General features: G+C 27.1%; 15 protein-coding genes. 11 read left to right on the top strand and 4 right to left on the bottom strand.

The window, feature by feature from the left end; genetic code table 11:
- The first annotated feature begins 1 nt into the window (after position 1).
- From dptG to QOZ84_RS01540, 3 genes are all read left to right on the top strand, one after another.
- Positions 2-1,414, top strand: a complete 1,413-nt coding sequence (gene dptG, locus QOZ84_RS01550; protein WP_284131200.1) for a DNA phosphorothioation-dependent restriction protein DptG — start codon at positions 2-4, stop codon at positions 1,412-1,414.
- Entirely contained in the window at positions 1,395-6,566 is a 5,172-nt protein-coding gene (gene dptH, locus QOZ84_RS01545; RefSeq protein ID WP_284131199.1) for a DNA phosphorothioation-dependent restriction protein DptH, read from the top strand. Before dptG ends, dptH begins: the two co-directional genes overlap by 20 nt.
- Before the next feature lie 168 nt (positions 6,567-6,734).
- The gene (locus tag QOZ84_RS01540; protein ID WP_284131198.1) at positions 6,735-8,519 is read left to right on the top strand and encodes an AIPR family protein; all 1,785 of its coding nucleotides are present in this window, start codon (positions 6,735-6,737) and stop codon (positions 8,517-8,519) included.
- A gap of 74 nt (positions 8,520-8,593) precedes the next feature.
- Here QOZ84_RS01540 and QOZ84_RS01535 read toward each other — a convergent pair whose 3' ends face one another.
- The 4 genes from QOZ84_RS01535 to QOZ84_RS01520 form a co-directional block, all read right to left on the bottom strand.
- Entirely contained in the window at positions 8,594-8,977 is a 384-nt protein-coding gene (locus tag QOZ84_RS01535) for a DndE family protein (protein WP_284131197.1), read from the bottom strand.
- A gap of 2 nt (positions 8,978-8,979) precedes the next feature.
- Positions 8,980-11,139: an AAA family ATPase gene (locus QOZ84_RS01530; protein ID WP_284131196.1), complete on the bottom strand. Its 2,160-nt coding sequence runs from the start codon at positions 11,137-11,139 to the stop codon at positions 8,980-8,982.
- Complete coding sequence (gene dndC / locus QOZ84_RS01525) at positions 11,139-12,596, bottom strand: DNA phosphorothioation system sulfurtransferase DndC (RefSeq protein WP_284131195.1); 1,458 nt, start codon at positions 12,594-12,596, stop codon at positions 11,139-11,141. The genes QOZ84_RS01530 and dndC overlap by 1 nt, the downstream gene beginning before the upstream one ends.
- A gap of 321 nt (positions 12,597-12,917) precedes the next feature.
- Positions 12,918-13,082, bottom strand: a complete 165-nt coding sequence (locus QOZ84_RS01520) for a DNA-binding protein (protein ID WP_284131194.1) — start codon at positions 13,080-13,082, stop codon at positions 12,918-12,920.
- 132 nt (positions 13,083-13,214) lie between these two features.
- On the opposite strand from QOZ84_RS01520, the gene QOZ84_RS01515 reads away from it, so the two are divergent.
- From QOZ84_RS01515 to QOZ84_RS01480, 8 genes are all read left to right on the top strand, one after another.
- Entirely contained in the window at positions 13,215-14,612 is a 1,398-nt protein-coding gene (locus QOZ84_RS01515) for an RNA-guided endonuclease InsQ/TnpB family protein (RefSeq protein WP_284131193.1), read from the top strand.
- 68 nt (positions 14,613-14,680) lie between these two features.
- Positions 14,681-15,052, top strand: coding sequence for an HIT family protein (locus tag QOZ84_RS01510; RefSeq protein ID WP_331496517.1), 372 nt, complete (start codon positions 14,681-14,683; stop codon positions 15,050-15,052).
- Positions 15,053-15,191: 139 nt separating this feature from the next.
- Positions 15,192-15,740 (top strand): NADH peroxidase, encoded by a 549-nt coding sequence (locus QOZ84_RS01505; RefSeq protein WP_284131192.1) that lies wholly within the window; start codon positions 15,192-15,194, stop codon positions 15,738-15,740.
- A gap of 210 nt (positions 15,741-15,950) precedes the next feature.
- Complete coding sequence (locus tag QOZ84_RS01500) at positions 15,951-16,877, top strand: LysR family transcriptional regulator (protein WP_284131191.1); 927 nt, start codon at positions 15,951-15,953, stop codon at positions 16,875-16,877.
- Positions 16,878-17,095: 218 nt separating this feature from the next.
- On the top strand, positions 17,096-18,301 hold the full coding sequence (locus tag QOZ84_RS01495; RefSeq protein ID WP_284131190.1) for an acetyl-CoA C-acetyltransferase: 1,206 nt from the start codon (positions 17,096-17,098) through the stop codon (positions 18,299-18,301).
- 204 nt (positions 18,302-18,505) lie between these two features.
- Positions 18,506-19,318 carry an enoyl-CoA hydratase-related protein gene (locus QOZ84_RS01490; RefSeq protein ID WP_284131189.1) on the top strand — a complete coding sequence of 271 codons (813 nt, stop codon included), beginning with the start codon at positions 18,506-18,508 and terminating at the stop codon, positions 19,316-19,318.
- A 51-nt stretch (positions 19,319-19,369) separates the two neighbouring features.
- A complete protein-coding gene (locus tag QOZ84_RS01485) occupies positions 19,370-20,212 on the top strand; it encodes a 3-hydroxybutyryl-CoA dehydrogenase (RefSeq protein WP_284131188.1) in 843 nt (280 codons plus the stop codon).
- A gap of 84 nt (positions 20,213-20,296) precedes the next feature.
- Entirely contained in the window at positions 20,297-21,421 is a 1,125-nt protein-coding gene (locus tag QOZ84_RS01480; protein ID WP_284131187.1) for an acyl-CoA dehydrogenase, read from the top strand.
- The last annotated feature ends 1 nt before the right edge of the window (position 21,422 follow it).

Below are 21,422 nucleotides of genomic sequence, written 5' to 3'. Positions count from 1 at the left end.
TGTGCAATTTATTATAGATGAGCAAAAATTCAAAAAAGATTATGGTATAGACAATAATTCAGTAAAACATAGTACAGCAAAAAATATAAAAATACTTCCATATACAACTAAATATGAAAAAAAGCATAAAGAGCAAATTGAAAGTTTTAATTCGTGTATAGGAGAATTTTGTAGATTAATATACAATAAAAAGCTAAACAATGAAGAAGTAAATTTAAAAGATATAGATATTTTTATAAAAGATGTAGAGTCAAATTCTAGCGATAAAATTGTATTAAAAGGATTAATAAAAAATATATTTTTTGATGAAAATGACAATATGAATACATTCCACCCTAAGCTTTTAAATTATATAAATATGCCTAAAAGTGATTATAATTCAACGTTAGCTATATTTTTATATGATGTATTATTAAATAATGAAGACGGCAAGGAAATAAAGGAAAAGATAAACCAATGTTTTGATTATAAGCCAGATAATGTAATGGAACTTTTAATACTAAATAATCTTCCAGAACTTAAAAATGATAAGGAGTACTTGCAAAACTACAAATGTATTTGTAGTAATGTATCTAAATTATTCAAAATAGATTTAGAGTTTATATTAAATGATCCAGAATTATTTACTAATGAATTTCAAAGTTTATTAGAATATTATTATTTCTTTTATGTTTCTCAATTATCAATAAAACTATCTAGATTTTTTGATTCAAATAGAGAGTCAACAGAGGAAATTTATTTTAATTTAGATTGGGAAGCAACGTCAAAATCTAGAAGTAGTTATATATTAGGATGGAAGATGTTAGAAAGTAACTTAAAATCTCTATTTAGTCATGCTAATACATTAGAAATTTTAAATATTAATAATATAAAAGATAGTAGATATGATTATATTGATATTAATCAAATGATAGATCAATTATCAAATGAAGAAAAACTAGAATTTACAGATAGTTTGAAATCTATAAAGTCTCAATATAAAAAAGTAATAATAGATGTTAAATGGGACGAATTTAAACAAGTAGAAAAATATAGTGATGATCCTATGAAACAAGAAATATATGATTTGTTCAAATGTATAGATTACCAATTTATAAAGGGTGGTAGACTGCCAAGATATACAGCATACAGAAATTGGTTTGAAGAATATTGTAAATCTAATTTTCTAAGAAGACGAGGATCGCTAGGGTATGCACTTAATATAACTCAAGAAAGATTATTATTTATAACTAAGTTATGTATAAAGGACAAAGAAAAAATAAAATTAAAAGACTTATTTGAAGAATATAAAAAAAGAGGAATTTACTTTGATAGAGATTCTCAAAGTAAGATAGTGGATTTATTTGAAAAATTAAATATTATAGAAAAGAAGAGTGATAGTGGGGATGCACAATATGTTAAATCAATTTTATAGTTACTTATCAAAAAATGTAGTTAAGTATCTTGAATATAGGAATGTTAAAAGTGGAGATAAATTTAATATACAATTTGAAAAAGAAGAAGAAGTAAAAAATATGTACAATGCTCTACAAGTAGAGAGTAAAAGTAAAAAATTTATATATAATACTGTAAATGGATCTAAGTATGAAACTTTTAGTATTGATATAAATGGAACTGAAGTAGTAGTGGCAGCAACTAATGAAGATACAACGGATGACTTTTTAATTAGGCTTAGAAATTTAGTTGGGGATGAAAGTAGCGTAGAGTTTAAAGATAGTGCAATATTATTTATTCATAATACAACTTTAGATAGCTTAATCAAAGGTACTGAAAGTTTTCAAAAAGAAGGTATGCCACTTCACACTAAAAGTTTAGTTAAAGATATAAAAAAGAACCTAAGCGAGAGTAATATAAAAGAAGAAGAGAGATATATACTTGATTTCGCACTTAATAAAATGAATGATAGTATATTAGAAGATCATTCATCTATATTCCAATATGCTAATATATTAAAGGTATTAAATAAAGGTGAACTTAGTAAAGAAGATTATAGCGAGTTTGGGATTTTTTATGATGAAAACTTATTAGAAGATAAAACACCTAAAATGATAAAAGAGAGACTAAATGAAAATGCAAATATGTTTTCTAAGGTAGACTCTATACATAAGTATGGAAGTCCAGAAATAGAACTTGATAAGGATTTTGATGCGAAAGGGATAGATCTTTTAAAAGTAGATGACTGGAAAGATGTTGAATATAAAGAAATTAAATTGTCGCAAGAGAGAAAAAGAGGAGAAAAGATAGTTCTGTTGGAGGATATAGTTCCTTTAGACCCACTAACTATATGGGACAGAGCAGAAGGAGATAGTAAAGCTAAATCTAGAAAAAGAAATATAATAATATTTAATAATAATAAATTAGACACTGTGAATTTTGAAATAGCGTTTGATATAAATATAAAAAAAGTAGACTTTAAGCTTGATAAAAAAACATCTTCATTTGTTAATGTTAATGCAAGTGGAAGGTCAACAAAAGCTCAAATTAGAATAGATGTTAATATAAAAGAAACAACATTTGCAAAAATTGTATATAATGATGGCAAAGTGAAATATGATTTTAAAGTTTGCATAGTATCATGCAATGAAAATATACTAGATAAGATAAAAACTAACTATGAAGTAGTTATAAAAACTAAAGTAAAAATGTTAGTTAGCAATACAGATGATAATAAAATAATAATAAATCCAAAAGGTAGTATAGAATGTAAAGAAAATATTACAGAGTTAGAAAATTCTGTGATACTTGATATGGATGAAAAAATGGAATTATTATTTGATGTAGAAATGGAAGATGATTTAGATTTTGTAAGAGTAGATATAAATTATAATGATTCTATTATATCTATAGCTAAAGAAGAAGAAAAAGAGAGACCAACAATTATAAGTGGTATGAAAATATGGAAATTGAAAAGAGAAAATCAAGAAAGTTTCAAATATCTAAGCAATAATAAAATTGCACAAGGAACTAGCGAATATTTTGCAAAAGAAGATTTTAAGGAAAATTTAGAAGTAGAAAATATCATAATAGAAAACAAAGCAATGCACCATACAGTAGTAGCAGATAACTTTGAAAAAGTGCAAATTGATATAGATGAAAAAGTACAGGAAGCATATGAAAATCTTATAAATTATTATAAAGTAAATAACTTACTTCCAAGCTTAGCCTATTATGATATAGATTTAATTAATATATCTAAAGATTACTTAAATAGCATATTAAATGTATTTTCAAATATACAAAATGAAGAAGTATTGTCAAAACAACAACGTAATATAGGTAAACTAGGTACAATATATAGATTAGATGGAGATAAAGAAATAGTTTTGACTCCATTACATCCTATAAATGTAGCATATCAACTTATGGTAAATAAAACTATAGAAGAAGAAGAAGTAGAAGAAAGCATACTTAAGCTTTTAAGTTCTAGATATTTAATGCCATATATATATAAAGAAAGACATAGTTTATATAAAGTGGTAGACCAAAATCACTCACCAGAGTGGACATATTATGTTGACCATAAAATGAGTAGATATAAAGGATCTAGAGATTATGTATCTAAGCTTACAAGAGAAAAATTGGATGAATTCATAGATCATTTTACATATTTATTTAGAAATTTATGTAAATCAAAGATAAAAATGAAGCTTATAAATTTAGGTGATTGTAAAGAAGCGTTATTAGGCATATTTGATTATTACACTAGAAAATTAAATAAAGGTGAAGATATAAATAACTTAATATCATTAGATGTATATATATATGGAGACAAAAACACTATAAATGCATTTGAAGAAATTGCATTTTATAATAGCATAGAAGATATAAAAAATCAGTTTAATATAAATCTAAAAGCGGATAATTATTCAGAAGAAGATATATTAAATTTATTTAGGGACAATGTTAAGTTCTATAAAAAAGATAAAAATGAAGAAACTTATGAATATTCACATTTGACATTCTATGAAATGGATCAAGATGTAAGTATCACTAGTAGTTCTATGGATGATATAAACACAGGAATAGCATTAAATGGATTATTATCAGGAGTTCCGTCTATGTATTTAAAAGATACTTACAGAACTGGATTTGGCTCAAAATTTGCTAACAAAAACCAAAATGATTTAGTCGGTGTAACAATGAAGTTTAATTCGCTTACGAAATCAATAGGAACAGAAGACCCATATAGTGATAGTTTAAGTGTAACAACGTCTATAGGTGAAAAAAATAAGCTATTTTTAAATAAGGTGTATGATACATCTCAGTGGGTGACATTTATAGATCCTAAAGTGGATCTTAATTTCTTTAAAAATGATGAAAATGCAAAAGACTTACTAATAATACATTATAGTGATCAATACACAACATCTAGCGGATATGATGCTATAACAGTTACTAGAAGGTCTAAACAGTACCAAGTTATAGTTGAAGAATTTTTAAGTAGTAAAGGTGTTGAACCTAAAGAAGATACTGTTGCGATGCTTATAAATTATTTTAATGCAATAAATGGAGATTGGTTACTAAGACTTATATCAAGTAAATCACAGTTCCCGAGGGAAAAGTTAAGCATACTATCAGCTATAAAAATAAGTTTAGCTTACTTCTATCACAAAGATATAACATGGATACCAATATCATTAGAAGAAGTACTTAGAGTGTCAGGTGGAGCAGGACTTAAACAGTCTAATGGCTTATTTACAGTTAAAAATCTTACAGGAACTACAGACTCATATTCAGATGATTTGTTACTTGTAGGAATAGAAAATAAAGATGAAAAAGTAAAGGTTCATTTTTATCCTGTTGAAGTAAAGATAGGTGAAAATAGTGAAGCAGTTATACAAAAAGCAGTAGAACAAGCTAAAAAAACTAGAAATTTAATAGAAGATAATTTAATAGCTAGTGATGAGGATTCTAAAAAATTCACTAAGCTTATGTATAGGAACTTTATGATGCAACTTGTTATGGTAAGTGCAGAAAAAATGAAACTATATAATATATGGAATGAGCAAAATTGGGATGGAATTATAAATAGTGATGTAAGAACAAAATTACTAAATGATGATTATGAAATAAGTAGTGACTTAGATAAATATATAGGTAGAGGGTCAGTTATATCATTTAAAAAGAATGCATTCTTCAATAAAGGATTAGAAAAAAGAGACGAGATAACAATACTTGAACTTTCTGAACAAGAAGGATACAACAATATAGTAAAAGATCTAGAAGCTATAAAAGAAAAATATATCAAAGGACATAGTGATTTTGATGTAAATGAAATGCTTATAAATAAGTATGGAGAATATGAAACAATAAATATACAAACTGAGCCTGTTAAACCTAAGATCACAAATGGCCAAAATGAAGGTATTTATACTCAACCACAAGAAGTAGCTGTTGATATAGTAGCAGAGGCACAGCCTGATGATAGACCAATGCAGATTATGTTTGGAAACCGAAAGGATAACGATAGACCTCTTATGTGGTATCCTACAGATACAGAGCAAACACTCCATACTAATACTGGTATTATAGGTACAATGGGAACTGGTAAAACTCAGTTTACTAAGTCTTTAATAACACAGATGTATAGAGAACAAAAATATAATGTTGATGGAAAGCCATTAGGAATGCTTATATTTGACTATAAAGGTGACTATATAGACGAAGAATTTGTAAGTGCTACTAATGCAAATGTATGTCAAATATTCCATCTACCATATAATCCTCTAGCATTACTAATACCAGAAAAACCAAAGCCATTATTACCACTTCATACTGCAAATATGTTAAAAGAAACTATATCAAATGCTTTTAACCTAGGTATAAAACAGCAAACATTACTTAGAGATGTAATAATGGAAGCTTATGAACTTAAAGGAATTAAAAAAGCAAATATGAATACATGGGATAGACCAGCACCCACTATAAATGATGTTTGTTCTATATACTTCAACAGAGAAGATGTTAAGGAAGATAGTTTATATGCCGCACTTAAAAATCTATATGAGTTTGAAATATTTGAACCGGATACATTAGAAACTAAGAACTTATTCCAAATTGTAGATGGAGTAACTGTGATAAACCTTAGTGGATATGATGAAGCGATACAAAATTTAGTTGTTGCTATAACTTTAGATATTTTCTATACGCAGATGTTAGTTGCAGGAGAGAGTAAGCAAGAAAATGGATACAGACAATTAAATAAGCTAGTGCTTGTTGATGAAGCTGATAATTTCTTAAGTAAGAACTTTATATCTATCAAGAAGATATTAAAAGAAGGTAGAATGTTTGGGGTTGGTACTATTTTATCTACTCAGCTTTTAAGTCATTTTGCCACTTCGGAAAATGAATATCAAAATTATATTTTAACTTGGATAATTCATAATGTTTCTGATTTAAACAACAAGGATGTTAGATATATATTCAACACTCAAAGTAAGGGTGAAGAAGATAGTATATATAATAAGATAAAGAGTCTTGCAAAACATGAAAGTTTGGTTAAGATACCTAAAGAGAATGCTCCTATTTATATTAAGGATAAGGCATTTTGGGAATTGAATAAGTAGTATATAAAAATACCTGTTATTATTTATAAATAATAACAGGTATTTTTATATATGGCGATATGAATATTTTAGCATTATATTTAAGATTAATAATATATATTGAAAGAAAATGGAATAAAATGTAAAATAAGAGAGTTAGTATGTATTATAAATGAGGAGATAAATAACATGAAGTATGATTTACTTACAGAAATATTAGATAGCATAAGAAAGGAATCACCAAATTATAAACCAGGTGAAGATAATGAAGATGCATTATCTCAGGCTAGATGTAAAGCATATATACATTTATTATTAAAGGTTAAATTTAAGATAAATGACTTTACTGAAAGAGAAAAGTTTATAACTGATAAATCTCAAGATGGAGGTCTAGATGCTTATTATATAGATAAAAATAATAAGATAATATACCTAATACAATCAAAGTTCAGAACTACAGAATCTAACTTTGAAAAAAAAGATATAGAATTAGATGAATTAGTTAAAATGGAGTATGATAAGATTATGGGGGGAGAGCATTTAGATTCTAGAGGTACAAAATATAACTCTAAGATAATTAATTTTCAGAAAGAACTTAAAAGCATAAGTGGAATATCTAGATATAAATATAAAATACTGGTACTTGCCAATTTGAAAAAATATAACGGCTATCAAATAGACAAAGTAATTGGTAAATACACATATGAGATATTTGACTATAAGAAAACATATGAGGAATTAATATATCCAATGTGTACTAGTAGTTATCATAAAAATATTAATATAGATATAGATTTACATCAAGAAAATATATCTATATTAAATGAAAAATTTGAAGTAGAAGTAGGTAAATGTGAGGTTAATATAGTTTTTTTACCTGTTTACAAAATAGCTGAAATAATGAGTAAGTATAAAAATTCAGTGTTGAAGTATAACCCTAGAAACTATATATCAATATCAAAAAGTACGGTAAATAATAAAATTTATACTTCTGTAATTAAAGATACTTCTCAAGAATTTGCTATATTGAATAATGGTATAACTATTATATGTGATGACTTTAATTCGACAGAACAAACGGGTAAACAAAATAGATCTCAGATAAGTATTGATAATCCACAATTTATAAATGGAGCACAAACATCATATACTTTAAGTAAAGTATATAATAGTAAAGATAAAGAAAGATTAAGAGATAAAAAAGTAATGGTTAGATTTATAAAAGTAGATTTAAGAGAAGGTATTGATAGAGAAAAGGATCAGTATAAAAAATTCATACAAAAAATTTCAGATGCGACAAATACTCAAAATAAGGTTAATGAATCAGATAAAAAATCTAATAGGCCAGATCAAGAAAAATTTCAAGCCTATATTTACAGAGAATTTGGATATTTATATGAAAGAAAAGTAGGTGAATTTGATCCATTATTATCCAATGAGAATATAAATACAAAGAATATAAAAGATTTGATAATTGAAAGATCAGATCTTATAAGATCTAGAATTGCATATAAGGGAAAAGCAAGATTCGCTATGAATACAAAAGGAGATAAACTATTTACAGAAAAAAATCTAGACGAAGTATTTTCTAAAGAAGAGGATTATAAAGATATATTTTTATCTTATTTAGTATATAAAAAAATATTAGAAAAAGAAAAAGAATGTAAAGAAGTTAAGGAAAAAGAACTGAATTATAGATATGGTGTTACATATGGTAAATTTGTTATGCTTAACGCCATTTCAATTATTAGATTGAAATTTTTTAAAGATAGAGATTGTAACGGGTATAAAGATATATGTACGCTAGCTGAAGAGCTACTTGGATATGTACTGAAAGAATGGAAAAAATTCGAGGAATATGCAAAATCAGTGAATAAAGATCTGGATATTAATGATAGAGTGAAAATGTATAGTTATTATAAGACCGTTAAATCTGAAGGAAATGTAAAAGATTTTTTTGAATCAATTGTATAATAATAAAAAATGCCTCTAGATATAATTTTTAAAGAGGCATTTTTTACTAAGAGATAATAGTAGTTTATTAAATACTATATGCTAATATCTCCTTGAGCTATTTGAGATATAAAATGTTCTAAGCTACTAGAATAAATATACCTATTTTTTAGCATTAAAGCTCCACGATCTATATGAAGCTTAGAATGAGTAGGAAAATACTCATCATCAGTTAAACTTCTATTAGCATGTTGTTCAAGCAGTGCTTTAAATAAACTATCATACTGAGCAGTAATAGTTTGTCTATTAAGCTCCAGTCCATTATTATCATTACTTTTATAATTTTCAATAGGTTCATCATTACTTAAAGACATTGACATAGCAAGTTTGCAAAGTGCAAAAGGCTTTAAATTCATTCGAGAACCTAACTCTTCAAATATTTCTTTCGTCTGTACAGACGTTTTAAGTCTAAATCCCATAATTACACCTCAAAAAAGTATCCTTCACGTTGGATAGTATTTCTATTTTTATCATCATACTCAATTAAATATTCACCATTTAACTTAGGTTTTATTTCTTTATATGCTTTTTCATCTATCTCTGTATTAGTAGATAATATTATAACTTGATCACTTATAGTAGATAAATATTCATTAGTAATATTATTTCTATGAGTTTCATCTATTCTAGCATAAGGAGTATCTATTATAAATGGTATCTCTATATCAGATGCTTTAAGTAAAGCCCAATATAAGCAAAGTATATAAATTTGTTTTTCTCCACTAGAGAATCCATTTATATCAACCTTAGTTCTAAGTGTTAAAAATACACACTGATCATTAACTTTTATTGCATTAAGTAAATCTAGTTTATTTTCTACATTATATTCTTTAAATAAATCATTAAAGAATAAAGTACCTAGTTTTTTCTCCATTTCATCATAACCTATATTTTCAATTAGGTTTTTAAGTTCAAGAGAGTTATACATTTTATTTATATATAAAGATGCATTAAAGTTTTTATCTATATCAATAAAATCTATAAAGTTATCTTTTTGAATTATCTTTCTAAAGATATTCATGAAATTATCTTGTATTTCTTTTGTCTTATTTATTGTTAAAGTGGAGATTATATCATCTAACATTAATATAAGATCTGCAGACATATCAACAACTTTATTACTTTGAAGTAAATCTATATATTTAGCCTTAGCTTTATCTCTATTAATTGTAGAAATATTTAAATCTGATTCTAATTGATGTAAAGATAATAATAAAGAACTTTCACTTTCAGATAATTTACCTATTTCATTAGAAAATTTAGAAATATTATCTATGTAGTTATTTAATGATTTATCTTCAAGACTATGATTTAAAGTTTTTCTGATCTTAGAAAGCTCTGTTGCTATGCTAACAAGTTCTTCAAATAAATCAAGAATAGAGTTATTATCAAACTCTAAGATATTACTTGTTAATGATAATAGAGATCTAGCTTCATCGTTAGAAAGCATGTGAATAGGTTCAAAATTATCACTGTGTCCTTCGGGTTTTATATCATCAACTAGAGCTTCTGAAACAGTCATAGCTATTTCATCAATAGAAGAATCACTTATTTTATTTAAAAGTAATTTTTTTATATATTCGGTATTTAATTTATCTTTTAGTTGAGAATATATTAAATTATTACTCTCCGCATTTATTTGATTTTCTAATTTACTTATTTTATCTTTTAAAATTAAGAATGGAAGCATTTCATTGCAAAAGTCTTTTATAGTTTGATTAATTACAGACCTTCTTGTTTCTAATTCTATAGTTTTAGAATTAAGCATTTCTCTTTCTTCTGCAAGAACTCCACCTTTTTTTCTGAATTCTTTTTCAGTTTTGATTTTTAATATTTTCAAATCTTCTAGAGCATTATTTACTTCTTGGTGTTGAGTATTTAAAAGTTCTAGCTCAGAAGTTAAAGTATTAACTTTTTCTTCTAATTGTAAATAAATATTCTTAGAAATTTCTATTTCATCATCTTCATTTTTATTACTTTTGCTAGTTGATATTATTGTGTTTTTTAATACATCAAAGGTATCAAAGTTACAAAGTGATAAAAGTGATTGTTTTAAATGTATATTAGAATTCTTACCTATGAAAAACTCTGACAGATGCTCGCCGTCAAAGAAAAAGAATTCAAATATTTTAGGTGATATTATAGATGTAATATAGTTTTCAAAATAGTTAAGTTCATCAGCATCTAAAGGTATAGAAGAAAAGTTCTTATAAACTGAAAAATTTTCTTCCAATTTTTTATCTGTAAAAGTCCATTGCCTAACTAATTTATAGGTGTTTTTTTCTGTATTTTCTTTTATTTCTAAATCTATAGATATAAAAGCATCTACTATATCATTTTTAAGAGAATTATTATTTATATTCGATTTAACTCTAGATATATATGAAGAATTAAAACCTTGATATTTATAAGCCATTGGTCCGTATATACAAAGTTTTATGGCTTCAAATATTGTAGATTTACCAGCTCCATTTTTACCACCAACTAAGATAATATTTTTATCGGTAGTAGTAGTGAAATCAAAACTAGTCTTTTCTTCATAAGATCTAAAGTTTTTCAATTCAAGTTTATTTATTTTCATTAGTCTAGCTCCTTGATATTTTCATCTTCGATCTTTTGAACAATGTCTTGATGAAGCCACTGTTGGTTTAATATTTTATTTACAGATGTTTTAAGTCGAGTATTATTACTAAAATGTTTATATTTATTTGTATCTATTATTAACTTACTAAATAAGTCAGAATTTATATTATACTCACTACATTTCTCATCGATTATATTTAGAGTTTTTGAATCAAACACTGGCTTTTTATATTCAGCCCATGGAAGTTCCTTGCCTAGGACTTCTTTGTAAATATTTGAAAGGGTACTAGAAGTTAAGTCTTCTTCATTATCCCAAATTTCATCGATAGCTTTAAGTTCACCTAAATTTATAAGTTCTAAATCAGGGTAGAATTCTTGCATTTGTAATTGAGTTTCTAAAAGTTTTCTTAAAATCATTTGTCTAGCTTCAAATGTAAATGGGCCAAACATTATTCTTCCATCTCTTTTTACTACAGAACCATTTCTTTTATGTTTTTTACGGTTTTCTGGTTTATCTCTTTCTGATAATATAAAAGACCTAAATTCAACAAGTGGTTTTAATTCAGTATGTCCAGATTCTATAAATCCATTTAATGATTTGTCTTCTTTAACAACTGTACAAATCCAACAACCAAATCTACTGTTACCACAACTGCTTTTAGCACTAGATTCATCAGCTATAAATGGACATTCACCAGAATCTCCAGAACCTTTCATGTACATTTCAAAAAGTTCCATAGCACTAGTTCCCCAAGCAGTAGCAGGAGTAGGGAAGTCACCCTCTATAAATTCAACTAGATTATCATTGTTATGATATAAAACATCCCAAACGTCTGCTGTACTAAAATTAACAATAGGAGTATAAACATAAGCTAGTTTGTTTTTTCCTCTTAAAGTTTCATGAGGTGTAAGAAGGTATCCTTCTATTTCTCTTTTTTCTATTCTAGCTTTTCTAGCAGAACTTTCATCTCTACGAACTCCAAGAAGTACTACAACATCTTCTTGTTCTAATTTTTCTTTTATAAACTTATTAGAAGGTTTTATTTTTAGCCTTTCTGTACACCAACGATATTGTATAGACTTTGGAGTAGGGTAGCCCTTACCAATTATGTTAGCCCAAAAACTATCATTTAGTTCAGGGTAAACAATCTGTGCTATTATAGGTAAATCTAAGTTTTCAGGTTTAGCACACTCATTTATTTTATCTATATTATTCTTTAGATAATCAAGTATTATAGGATTTTCTATAAGTGTATCAGATGATACAACATAAACAGGTTTATGCCTTTTCTCTTTAGGCAATCTTTCAAGCATCTTAAATGTTACTTGAAGTGTAGCACTACTATCTTTGCCTCCAGAATATCCCAGAATCCAAGGTCTTTTATCGTTAAGATATACGGCTTCCATTTCATCTAATAAGCTATCTAGTGTATAAGTGTCAAAGTAATTAGCCATATACTATATTTCCTTTCTATAATGAGTTTTTTATATTTAAACAAAAATCTAGTATTTAAGATCTTTGCATAATTAAACCAATTATGATATTATATCATAATTTAAATAATTTTAGGGACTTATAAAGTAAGTAATTTCATTTAGTACAACTAATATAGGTTAGATATATTTAAATTAATATTTTGACTATAGTTAAACAACTAAATCTATATAAAGCAATTTATTAATACATTTAATATAAGATTACATACACATCTATATTAATAAAACTAGGAATTTTTATTAATATTCAATAAAAAAAGAGACTTAAATCCTTGTCTCTTATTCTTTATCGTTATAATAATTTTCTTTTATATATGAATCTAATATAGTAATAATCATATTATTCATGCTTCTATTATCACTTTTAGCTAAAATTTCAATTTTAGATTTTAAATCCTTTGAAATTGTAATTGTTGTTCTAGTATTAATATCTTTATTTATCACAAAATCACCTCATAAAAATTATGTCCAATAAATGCCACGCATAATCATCTTGAATAATACAAAATATATAAGTGTAATCACTGTATAAACACTTTGTAAGCATAAATTAAATTTAAACGGAAGGAGTGTATTATGATAAATAAGGTAAATAGAGTGGAACAGCACATAATATCTAAAAATCACACTTTATATAAAAATATTGATAGATATTGTTTTTTATCTAAAAACTTATATAACTATTCAAATTATATGATAAGGCAAGTTTTTATAATAACTTCTAAATTATCAAAAGAAGAAGAAATATCTCAAGAACAAAAAGTATTTTTAGAAAATATAAATAAAAAAGTTGATGAATTTAATAAACTAAAGAAGTTAAATTATGAAAAAAGCAGATTAAAACATTTGAAAGAAAATAAAGAATTTAAAAAAAAATTAATTCAATTAGATTATTTTACTAAAGATAAGAAATATTTAGGATATGATTTTTTAGAATTCTTAGTAAAAGAGGATATAGACTATAAAAGTATGATGTCACAATGTTCTCAACAAAATTTAAGGCTATTAGATAAAAATTGGATTAGTTTTTTTGAAAGTATAAAAGATTATAAAAATAATAAATCAAAGTATAAAGGGGTACCTAAACTTCCTAATTATAAGAAAAAAGATGGAAGATATATAACTATATTTACTAATCAGAATTGTAAGCATAAAGATAATTTTATAATTTTTCCAAAATGTTTTGATACTTATAAATTAAAAACTAAAATTAAAGGAAAACTTCAACAAGTTAGAATAACTCCAAGAGGAAGTAATTATTTATTAGAAGTTGTTTATTCATTAATTGTAAATTATGAAAATATAGAATCTAAAAATATATGTGGTATAGATATGGGTGTAAATAACTTAGCTACATTAACTAATAACATTGGCAAAAGTCCAATTGTTATAAATGGCAAGGTTTTAAAATCTATAAATCAATATTATAATAAAAGTAAAGCTAAAATAATATCTGATTTAATGAAGAGGCACAATAAGAATTGGAGCAATAAATTAGGCAAGTTAAATACTAAAAGAAATAATAAGATTAAAGACTATATGCATAAGTGTAGTAAAAAAATAATCGATTATTGTTTAGAACACGAGCTAGATACTATAGTTATAGGTAACAACAAGGAATGGAAGCAAGAAGTTTGTATGTCTAAAAAAAACAATCAAAATTTTGTTCAAATTCCATTTGATATGCTTATTAAAATGATAAAATATAAGGGCTATGATGCTAATATAAAAGTAATCTTAAGTGAGGAAAGCTACACTAGTGGAACTTCATTTTTAGATGGTGAAGAACCTATAAAAGGGTTTTATAATAAATCTAGAAGAATAAAGAGAGGTTTGTTTAAATCAAATGAAGGAATTTTAATAAATAGTGATGTAAATGGGAGTTATCAAATAATAAAGAAAGTAGTTCCAAAGGCTTTTGCCAATGGAATAGAGGGTGTAGGGTTACACCCAGTTAGAGTTAACATTGTTTAATTATAGTGTTGTGTACTAATAAAGATATTTTATTAAATATTACAACCTAAACATATTCAACAGAGTATATATCAAACATAAATAACATATTTTGTGAAATTAATGATTACATATTAGAAAATGAAGTAGCATATGCTATATTTGATAAATTCCCAGTAAACGAAGGGCACATGCTTTTTATACCTAAAAGACATGTAAAAGATTTTTTTGACTTAACAAGAAATGAAAGGGAATCTATATTTGAATTAGTAGATGAAGGCAAGAAGCTACTTGATGAAAAGTACTCACCAGATGGATACAATGTAGGTGTAAATTGTGGTGAAGTTTCAGGGCAAACTGTCATGCATGTACATGTGCATCTAATACCAAGATATACTGGGGATACATCATGCCCTAAAGGTGGAGTAAGAGGAGTAATACCTGATAAGATGAAGTACTAAATTACTTAGTAACTCAATTTTTCATATAAATAATATAAAAAATGTTTAGACCTAAAGACCACGGGTATATATAGATTATAGTTAAATAATAAAAAATTAAAATTAATATATAACAGGTGAAATTAGGAGGAGAAAAATTATGAAAAAGTTTGTTTGTACAGTATGTGGATATATACATGAAGGGGAAGCTGCACCAGAAGTTTGTCCAGTATGTAAAGTAGGAGCAGAGAAGTTCAACGAAATGAGTGGGGAAATGATATGGGCTGATGAGCACAGAATAGGTGTAGCAGCTGGAGTAGACGAAGATATATTAGAAGGATTAAGAGCTAACTTTACAGGAGAATGTACAGAAGTAGGAATGTACTTAGCAATGAGTCGTCAAGCAGATAGAGAAGGATATCCAGAAGTAGCAGAAGCTTACAAAAGAATAGCTTTTGAAGAAGCAGAACATGCTGCTAAATTTGCAGAGTTATTAGGTGAAGTAGTAGTAGCAGATACAAAAGCTAACTTAACTGCAAGAGTAGAAGCAGAATACGGAGCTACTGAAGGAAAATTAAAAATAGCTAAAAAAGCTAAAGAATTAGGATTAGATGCTATACATGATACTGTTCATGAAATGTGTAAAGATGAAGCTAGACATGGTAAAGCATTCTTAGGATTATTAGAAAGATATTTTCAAACTAAATAATAGATAAAAGCTAAAGCCTTGGTCAATGGAGTAACTTAAAGTTACTCCATTTTATTGTTCAAATATAGCAAAACATATAAGTTACCTGTGTTGATAGTATTTTACAACAATGTTAATATGAAGTTAAGGAGAGATAAGAATTCAAACTATATACATATGAAATTATATATTGACAAGTGTATACAAAATAAAAAAGGGAGGAATAAGAATATGAATATAAAAGAAATAATATATTTCTTAGAAGTAGTAAAAGAAACAAATTTTACTAAAGCTGCGAATAATTTATATATATCCCAACCGGCTCTTAGCAAATCAATAAAAAACTTAGAAAAAGAAGTACAAACACAATTAATCGAAAGAAATACAAAAAAATTTAACTTAACCTATGAAGGTGAAATATTTTATGAAAATGCAAAAAAATCCATTGATATTATAAACACAGAGATGCTTAAGCTCCAAGATAGTATAACAAATTGTAGGAAAACATTAACACTAGGGATACCGCCAGTTATAGGTAGCGTATATTTTACATCTGCCGTAGCTAAATTTAAACAAGAACATCCAGACATAGATATACAGATAGTAGAAGAAGGAGCAAATAATATAAAATGTAAAGTAGTAGATGAAAGTATAGAACTTGGAGCAGTAATATTTCCAGTAGAAGAAGATAATATAATCGCCTCAAAGATAGTAAGTGGAGATATAATGCTAGCTATAAGTAAAGATCATCCTTTAGCTAATAGAAAAAGTATTGATATGAAAGAACTAAAAGATGAAAGATTTATTGTATTTAATGAAAATTTCATGATGTACGATAAAACAATAAATGCATGCAAAGATTCGGGATTTGAACCAAATATAGTAATGAAGGTTTCACAATGGGATTTTATCTTAGAGATGGTAGGTCTAAATTATGGAATAGCAATGATGCCAAAACCAATAGTTCAACGATACAAAATGAATGGAGTAAATATGATATCTATATCTAATCCTGAAATAAACTGGAATATTGGTTTTATAGTTAAAAAGGATAAATATATGTCTAAAACATTAAAGCTATTTGTAGAATATGCAACAGATCATATAAGAAAAGAGCATGAAAATCACAAAGAAGATAATCAATCAAAAACAAAATAAATTATTGAATGCTTTTGATGAAATAATTAAAAGTATTTTTTTGTATAAATATAATATGTTAAACTTATAACTAAAAGTTATGAGCGTATAGTTTTTTGGAATTTTACAAAGAAGCTTCACATATCTATACTTATGTTAAAGAGATAAACTTCAAAAAAAGATATAAAAATTGGAAAAAAGACAAATTTCGAAGAGTTAAAAAATAGGGGGAAAAGCGAATGTCTAAAGTATATATAGTAGATGCAAAAAGAAGTCCAATCGGTAAGTTTTTAGGGGGATTATCTACAGTAGCACCAGCACAACTTGCTGGGCAAGTAATTAAATCAGTAATAGAAACTAATAACGTAGATGCAAGTAAAATAGATGAAGTAATACTAGGTAATGTATTGCCAGCAGGTCAAGGTCAAGGTATAGCAAGACAAGCCTCAATACATGCAGGTATTCCATGTGAAGTTCCAGCTTATTCAGTAAATATAATATGTGGAAGTGGTATGAAAACAGTTATGAATGCATATTCACAAATAAAATCAGGAATGGGAGACTTAATAGTAGCAGGTGGAGTAGAAGTGATGTCTCAAGTTCCATATGTAACAGAAGCTACAATAAGAACTGGTAGTAAAATGGGTGGTATGAATCTTAAAGATAGTTTAGTATTAGATGGTTTAACTGATGCATTTAACAATTACCACATGGGAATAACTGCTGAAAATGTATCTCAAAAGTATAGTATAACAAGAAATATGCAAGATGAATTTGCTTTCAAATCTCAACAAAAAGCAATAAAAGCAATAGATAATGGGAGATTTGTAGATGAAATAGTTCCAATAGAAGTAAAAACAAGAAAAGGTTCAGTAATAGTAGATACTGACGAATTTCCAAATAGAAATACAAGTTTAGAAGTACTTTCAAAATTAAGACCGGCATTTAAAAAAGACGGAACTGTAACAGCAGGAAATGCATCTGGTATAAATGATGGAGCTGGTATAGTGCTTGTAGCATCTGAAAAGGCAGTTAAGGAATATGGATTAAAGCCAATAGCTGAGTTAGTAGCAGTAGGTCAAGGTGGAGTAGATCCATCAGTTATGGGACTTGGACCTGTGCCTGCTATAAAAGATGCATTAAGTAAAGCTAACATGAATTTAGCTGATATGGAGTTAATAGAATTAAATGAAGCTTTTGCAGCTCAATCATTAGGTGTAATAAAAGAGTTAAAGAAAGAACATGGTGTTGACGATGATTGGTTTGAAGAAAGAACTAATGTAAATGGTGGAGCAATAGCAATAGGTCATCCATTAGGTGCATCTGGAGCTAGAATAATAACAACACTTTTACATGAAATGAAAAAGAGAAAATTAAAACAGGGGTTAGCATCACTTTGCATAGGTGGAGGAATGGGAACTTGCGTAATAGTTAAATCAATATAAATAACCAATCTTAAAAACAAATAAATTAAATAAAATATTTATTATGAAAATATTAGTATGTGAATGTGAAAAAAATATACATATATATAATTTTATACAAAAAAAGGCTTTATAACAAACGTGTAGAAATATAGTATATAACCACAAACAAAAACGATTTTTGAAGAAGATGTATTTAATTTAATAGTATACGAGGGTGATAAAATGTATAAAAATTTAAATTGTACTAAATCAGGGAATGTTTATATAATTAAGATTACTAGAGAAAAATATTTAAATTCATTGAATGAAGAGGTTTTACAAGAATTAGATAGAGCTATTGATATTATCTCTAAAGATGAAGATATTTATGTAGGAATAATAACAGGTGAAGGGAAAACCTTTGTCGCAGGTGCCGATATAGCAGCAATGAAAGATATGAGTTTCAAAGAAGGGGTAGAGTTTTCTGAATATGGGAATTGTATATTTAGAAAAATAGAAAATTGTGAAAAACCAATAATTGCAGCTATAAATGGATTTTGTTTAGGTGGAGGCTTAGAACTTGCTATGAGTTGTGATATTAGAATAGCAAGCGAAAATGCTAAGTTTGGGCAAGTAGAAGCAAATCTTGGTATAATACCAGGGTTTGGGGGAACTCAAAGACTACCTAGGGTAGTAGGTATAGCAAAAGCTAAAGAACTTATATATACAGCACAAATAATAAAAGCAGAAGAAGCTAAAAATATAGGTTTAATAAATAGAGTAACAACAAAAGATTTATTACTAGATGAATGCTTAGAGATGGCTAAGTTAATAGCTACTAAAGGACAAATAGCACTTAGATATGCCAAAAATGCTATAAATAACGGTTATGAAATGGATATAGATAGAGCTACAAATTTGGAAAGTAATTTATTTGGATTATGCTTTGCAAGTGAAGATCAAGAAGAGGGTATGAGTGCTTTCTTAGAAAAAAGAGAACCAAAATTCGTAAACGCTATCAAAAAAGTAAGTAGTTCATTAGAAGGTAATGTGTAAATATCTTATACATTAAAAGATATACATTTTATATTTAGGGGGGAACACATCATGAAAGTAATGGTAATAGGAAGCGGTACTATGGGAAGTGGTATTGCTGAAGTATTTATATCAAGTGGGCATGAAGTAATTCTTAGAGATATAAGTGAAGATATTATAGGTAAAGGTGTTAAATTAATAACAAAAAATTTAGAGAGAAAAGTATTAAAAGAAAAAATAAAAGAAGAAGATAAAATTCAAATCTTAAGTAGGCTTGAAAAAACTGTAGACCTTGAAAAAGCAAAAGACTGTGATTTAGTAATAGAGGCTATAGTTGAAAATATGCAAATTAAAAAGCAATTATTTAAAGAGTTAGACTCTATATGTAAAAAGGAAACTATATTAGCAACAAACACATCATCTTTATCAATAACAGATTTGTCAATAAGCACAAACAGACCAGAAAAAGTTATAGGAATGCATTTCTTCAATCCAGCATCAGTTATGAAATTAATTGAAGTAATAGATGGAATGCTAACATCAGAGCAAACACACCAGACAATATTAGAATTATCCACACAATTAGAAAAAACACCAGTAAGTGTAAAAGAATCACCAGGATTTGTAGTTAATAGAATATTAGTACCTATGATAAATGAGGCAATAGGAATATTTGCAGAAAATATTGCTAGTGCACAAGATATAGATAATGCTATGAAGTTAGGAGCAAATCATCCAATAGGGCCGCTAGCCTTAGGAGATCTTATAGGTCTAGATGTATGCCTAAACATAATGGAAGTACTTTATACTGAATTTGGAGATTCAAAATATAGACCACATCCGCTTCTTAGAAAGATGGTTAGAGGTGGAGTGTTAGGAAGAAAAACTAAAAAAGGATTTTATGACTATAATTAATTGATTTAAAAAAGAAATTAATCTAGGGCTTATACACTGTGTATAGATGGATGTTACATTTTCAGAAAAGAGGGGAAATTTTTAATGGAAAGATATGAATTATTAAAACAAATGTATAGAGAGTTTACACAAAATGAGGTAGCTCCTATAGCTCATGAAATAGATGAGGAAGAAAAGTTTCCATATGAAACTGTTGAAAAAATGGGTAAATATGGATTTTTAGGTATACCTTTCCCTAAAGAGTATGGCGGAGAAGGTGGAGACTATTTAGGTTACGCAATGGCTGTTGAAGAATTATCTAAAGCATGCGCAACTACAGGGGTAATAGTTTCAGCTCATACTTCATTATGTGGAAGTCCTATATTTGAGTTTGGGACAAAAGAACAAAAAGAAAAATTCTTAGTTCCTCTAGCAAAAGGTGAAAAGTTAGGTGCATTTGGTTTAACTGAGCCTAATGCAGGTACAGATGCATCGGGGCAACAAACTACAGCTATATTAGATGGAGATGAATATGTATTAAATGGTTCAAAGGTATTTATAACTAATGCAGGACCAGCTGATATATATGTAGTAATGGCTATGACTGATAAACCTAAAGGAACTCGTGGAATATCAGCTTTCATAGTTGAAAAAGGAACTGAAGGTTTCTCTATAGGGAAAAAAGAAAAGAAATTAGGAATAAGAGGATCTGCAACTTGTGAGTTAATATTTGAAAATTGTAGAATACCTAAAGAAAATATATTAGGAAAAGAAGGTCAAGGTTTTAAAATAGCTATGAAGACACTAGATGGTGGTCGTATAGGAATAGCAGCACAAGCTCTTGGTATAGCTCAAGGATCATTAGATCTTACTGTTAACTATGTTAAAGAAAGAAAGCAATTTGGTAGAAGTATAGCTTCATTCCAAAACACTCAATTTGAGTTAGCTGATATGAAAACTAAGATTGAAGCTGCAAGACTTTTAGTATACAATTCTGCAACTAAAAAAGATTCAGGTAAATCATATAGTGTAGAAGCTGCAATGGCAAAACTTTATGCTGCAGAAGTTGCAATGGAAGTTACTACTAAAGCAGTTCAACTTCATGGTGGATATGGATATACACGTGAATATGAAGTTGAAAGAATGATGAGAGATGCAAAAATAACTGAGATATATGAAGGAACAAGTGAAGTTCAAAAAATGGTAATAAGTGCAAACTTACTTAAATAGT

This window comes from Romboutsia sedimentorum, from assembly GCF_030131845.1.
GTDB classification, from domain to species: Bacteria; Bacillota; Clostridia; order Peptostreptococcales; family Peptostreptococcaceae; genus Romboutsia_D; species Romboutsia_D sedimentorum.
The sequence above is the reverse complement of the archived record's forward strand: the minus strand, read 5'-3'. Positions and strand labels throughout refer to the sequence as shown.

Excerpts from the sequence above, each read along its gene's own strand:
- QOZ84_RS01500 (WP_284131191.1), top strand. The coding sequence starts at position 15,951 with ATGAATATAAAAGAAATAATATATTTCTTAGAAGTAGTAAAAGAAACA.
- QOZ84_RS01515 (WP_284131193.1), top strand. The coding sequence starts at position 13,215 with ATGATAAATAAGGTAAATAGAGTGGAACAGCACATAATATCTAAAAAT.
- dndC (WP_284131195.1), bottom strand. The coding sequence starts at position 12,596 with ATGGCTAATTACTTTGACACTTATACACTAGATAGCTTATTAGATGAA.
- QOZ84_RS01530 (WP_284131196.1), bottom strand. The coding sequence starts at position 11,139 with ATGAAAATAAATAAACTTGAATTGAAAAACTTTAGATCTTATGAAGAA.
- QOZ84_RS01480 (WP_284131187.1), top strand. The coding sequence starts at position 20,297 with ATGGAAAGATATGAATTATTAAAACAAATGTATAGAGAGTTTACACAA.
- QOZ84_RS01540 (WP_284131198.1), top strand. The coding sequence starts at position 6,735 with ATGAAGTATGATTTACTTACAGAAATATTAGATAGCATAAGAAAGGAA.
- QOZ84_RS01505 (WP_284131192.1), top strand. The coding sequence starts at position 15,192 with ATGAAAAAGTTTGTTTGTACAGTATGTGGATATATACATGAAGGGGAA.
- QOZ84_RS01490 (WP_284131189.1), top strand. The coding sequence starts at position 18,506 with ATGTATAAAAATTTAAATTGTACTAAATCAGGGAATGTTTATATAATT.
- dptH (WP_284131199.1), top strand. The coding sequence starts at position 1,395 with ATGTTAAATCAATTTTATAGTTACTTATCAAAAAATGTAGTTAAGTAT.
- QOZ84_RS01495 (WP_284131190.1), top strand. The coding sequence starts at position 17,096 with ATGTCTAAAGTATATATAGTAGATGCAAAAAGAAGTCCAATCGGTAAG.
- QOZ84_RS01535 (WP_284131197.1), bottom strand. The coding sequence starts at position 8,977 with ATGGGATTTAGACTTAAAACGTCTGTACAGACGAAAGAAATATTTGAA.
- QOZ84_RS01485 (WP_284131188.1), top strand. The coding sequence starts at position 19,370 with ATGAAAGTAATGGTAATAGGAAGCGGTACTATGGGAAGTGGTATTGCT.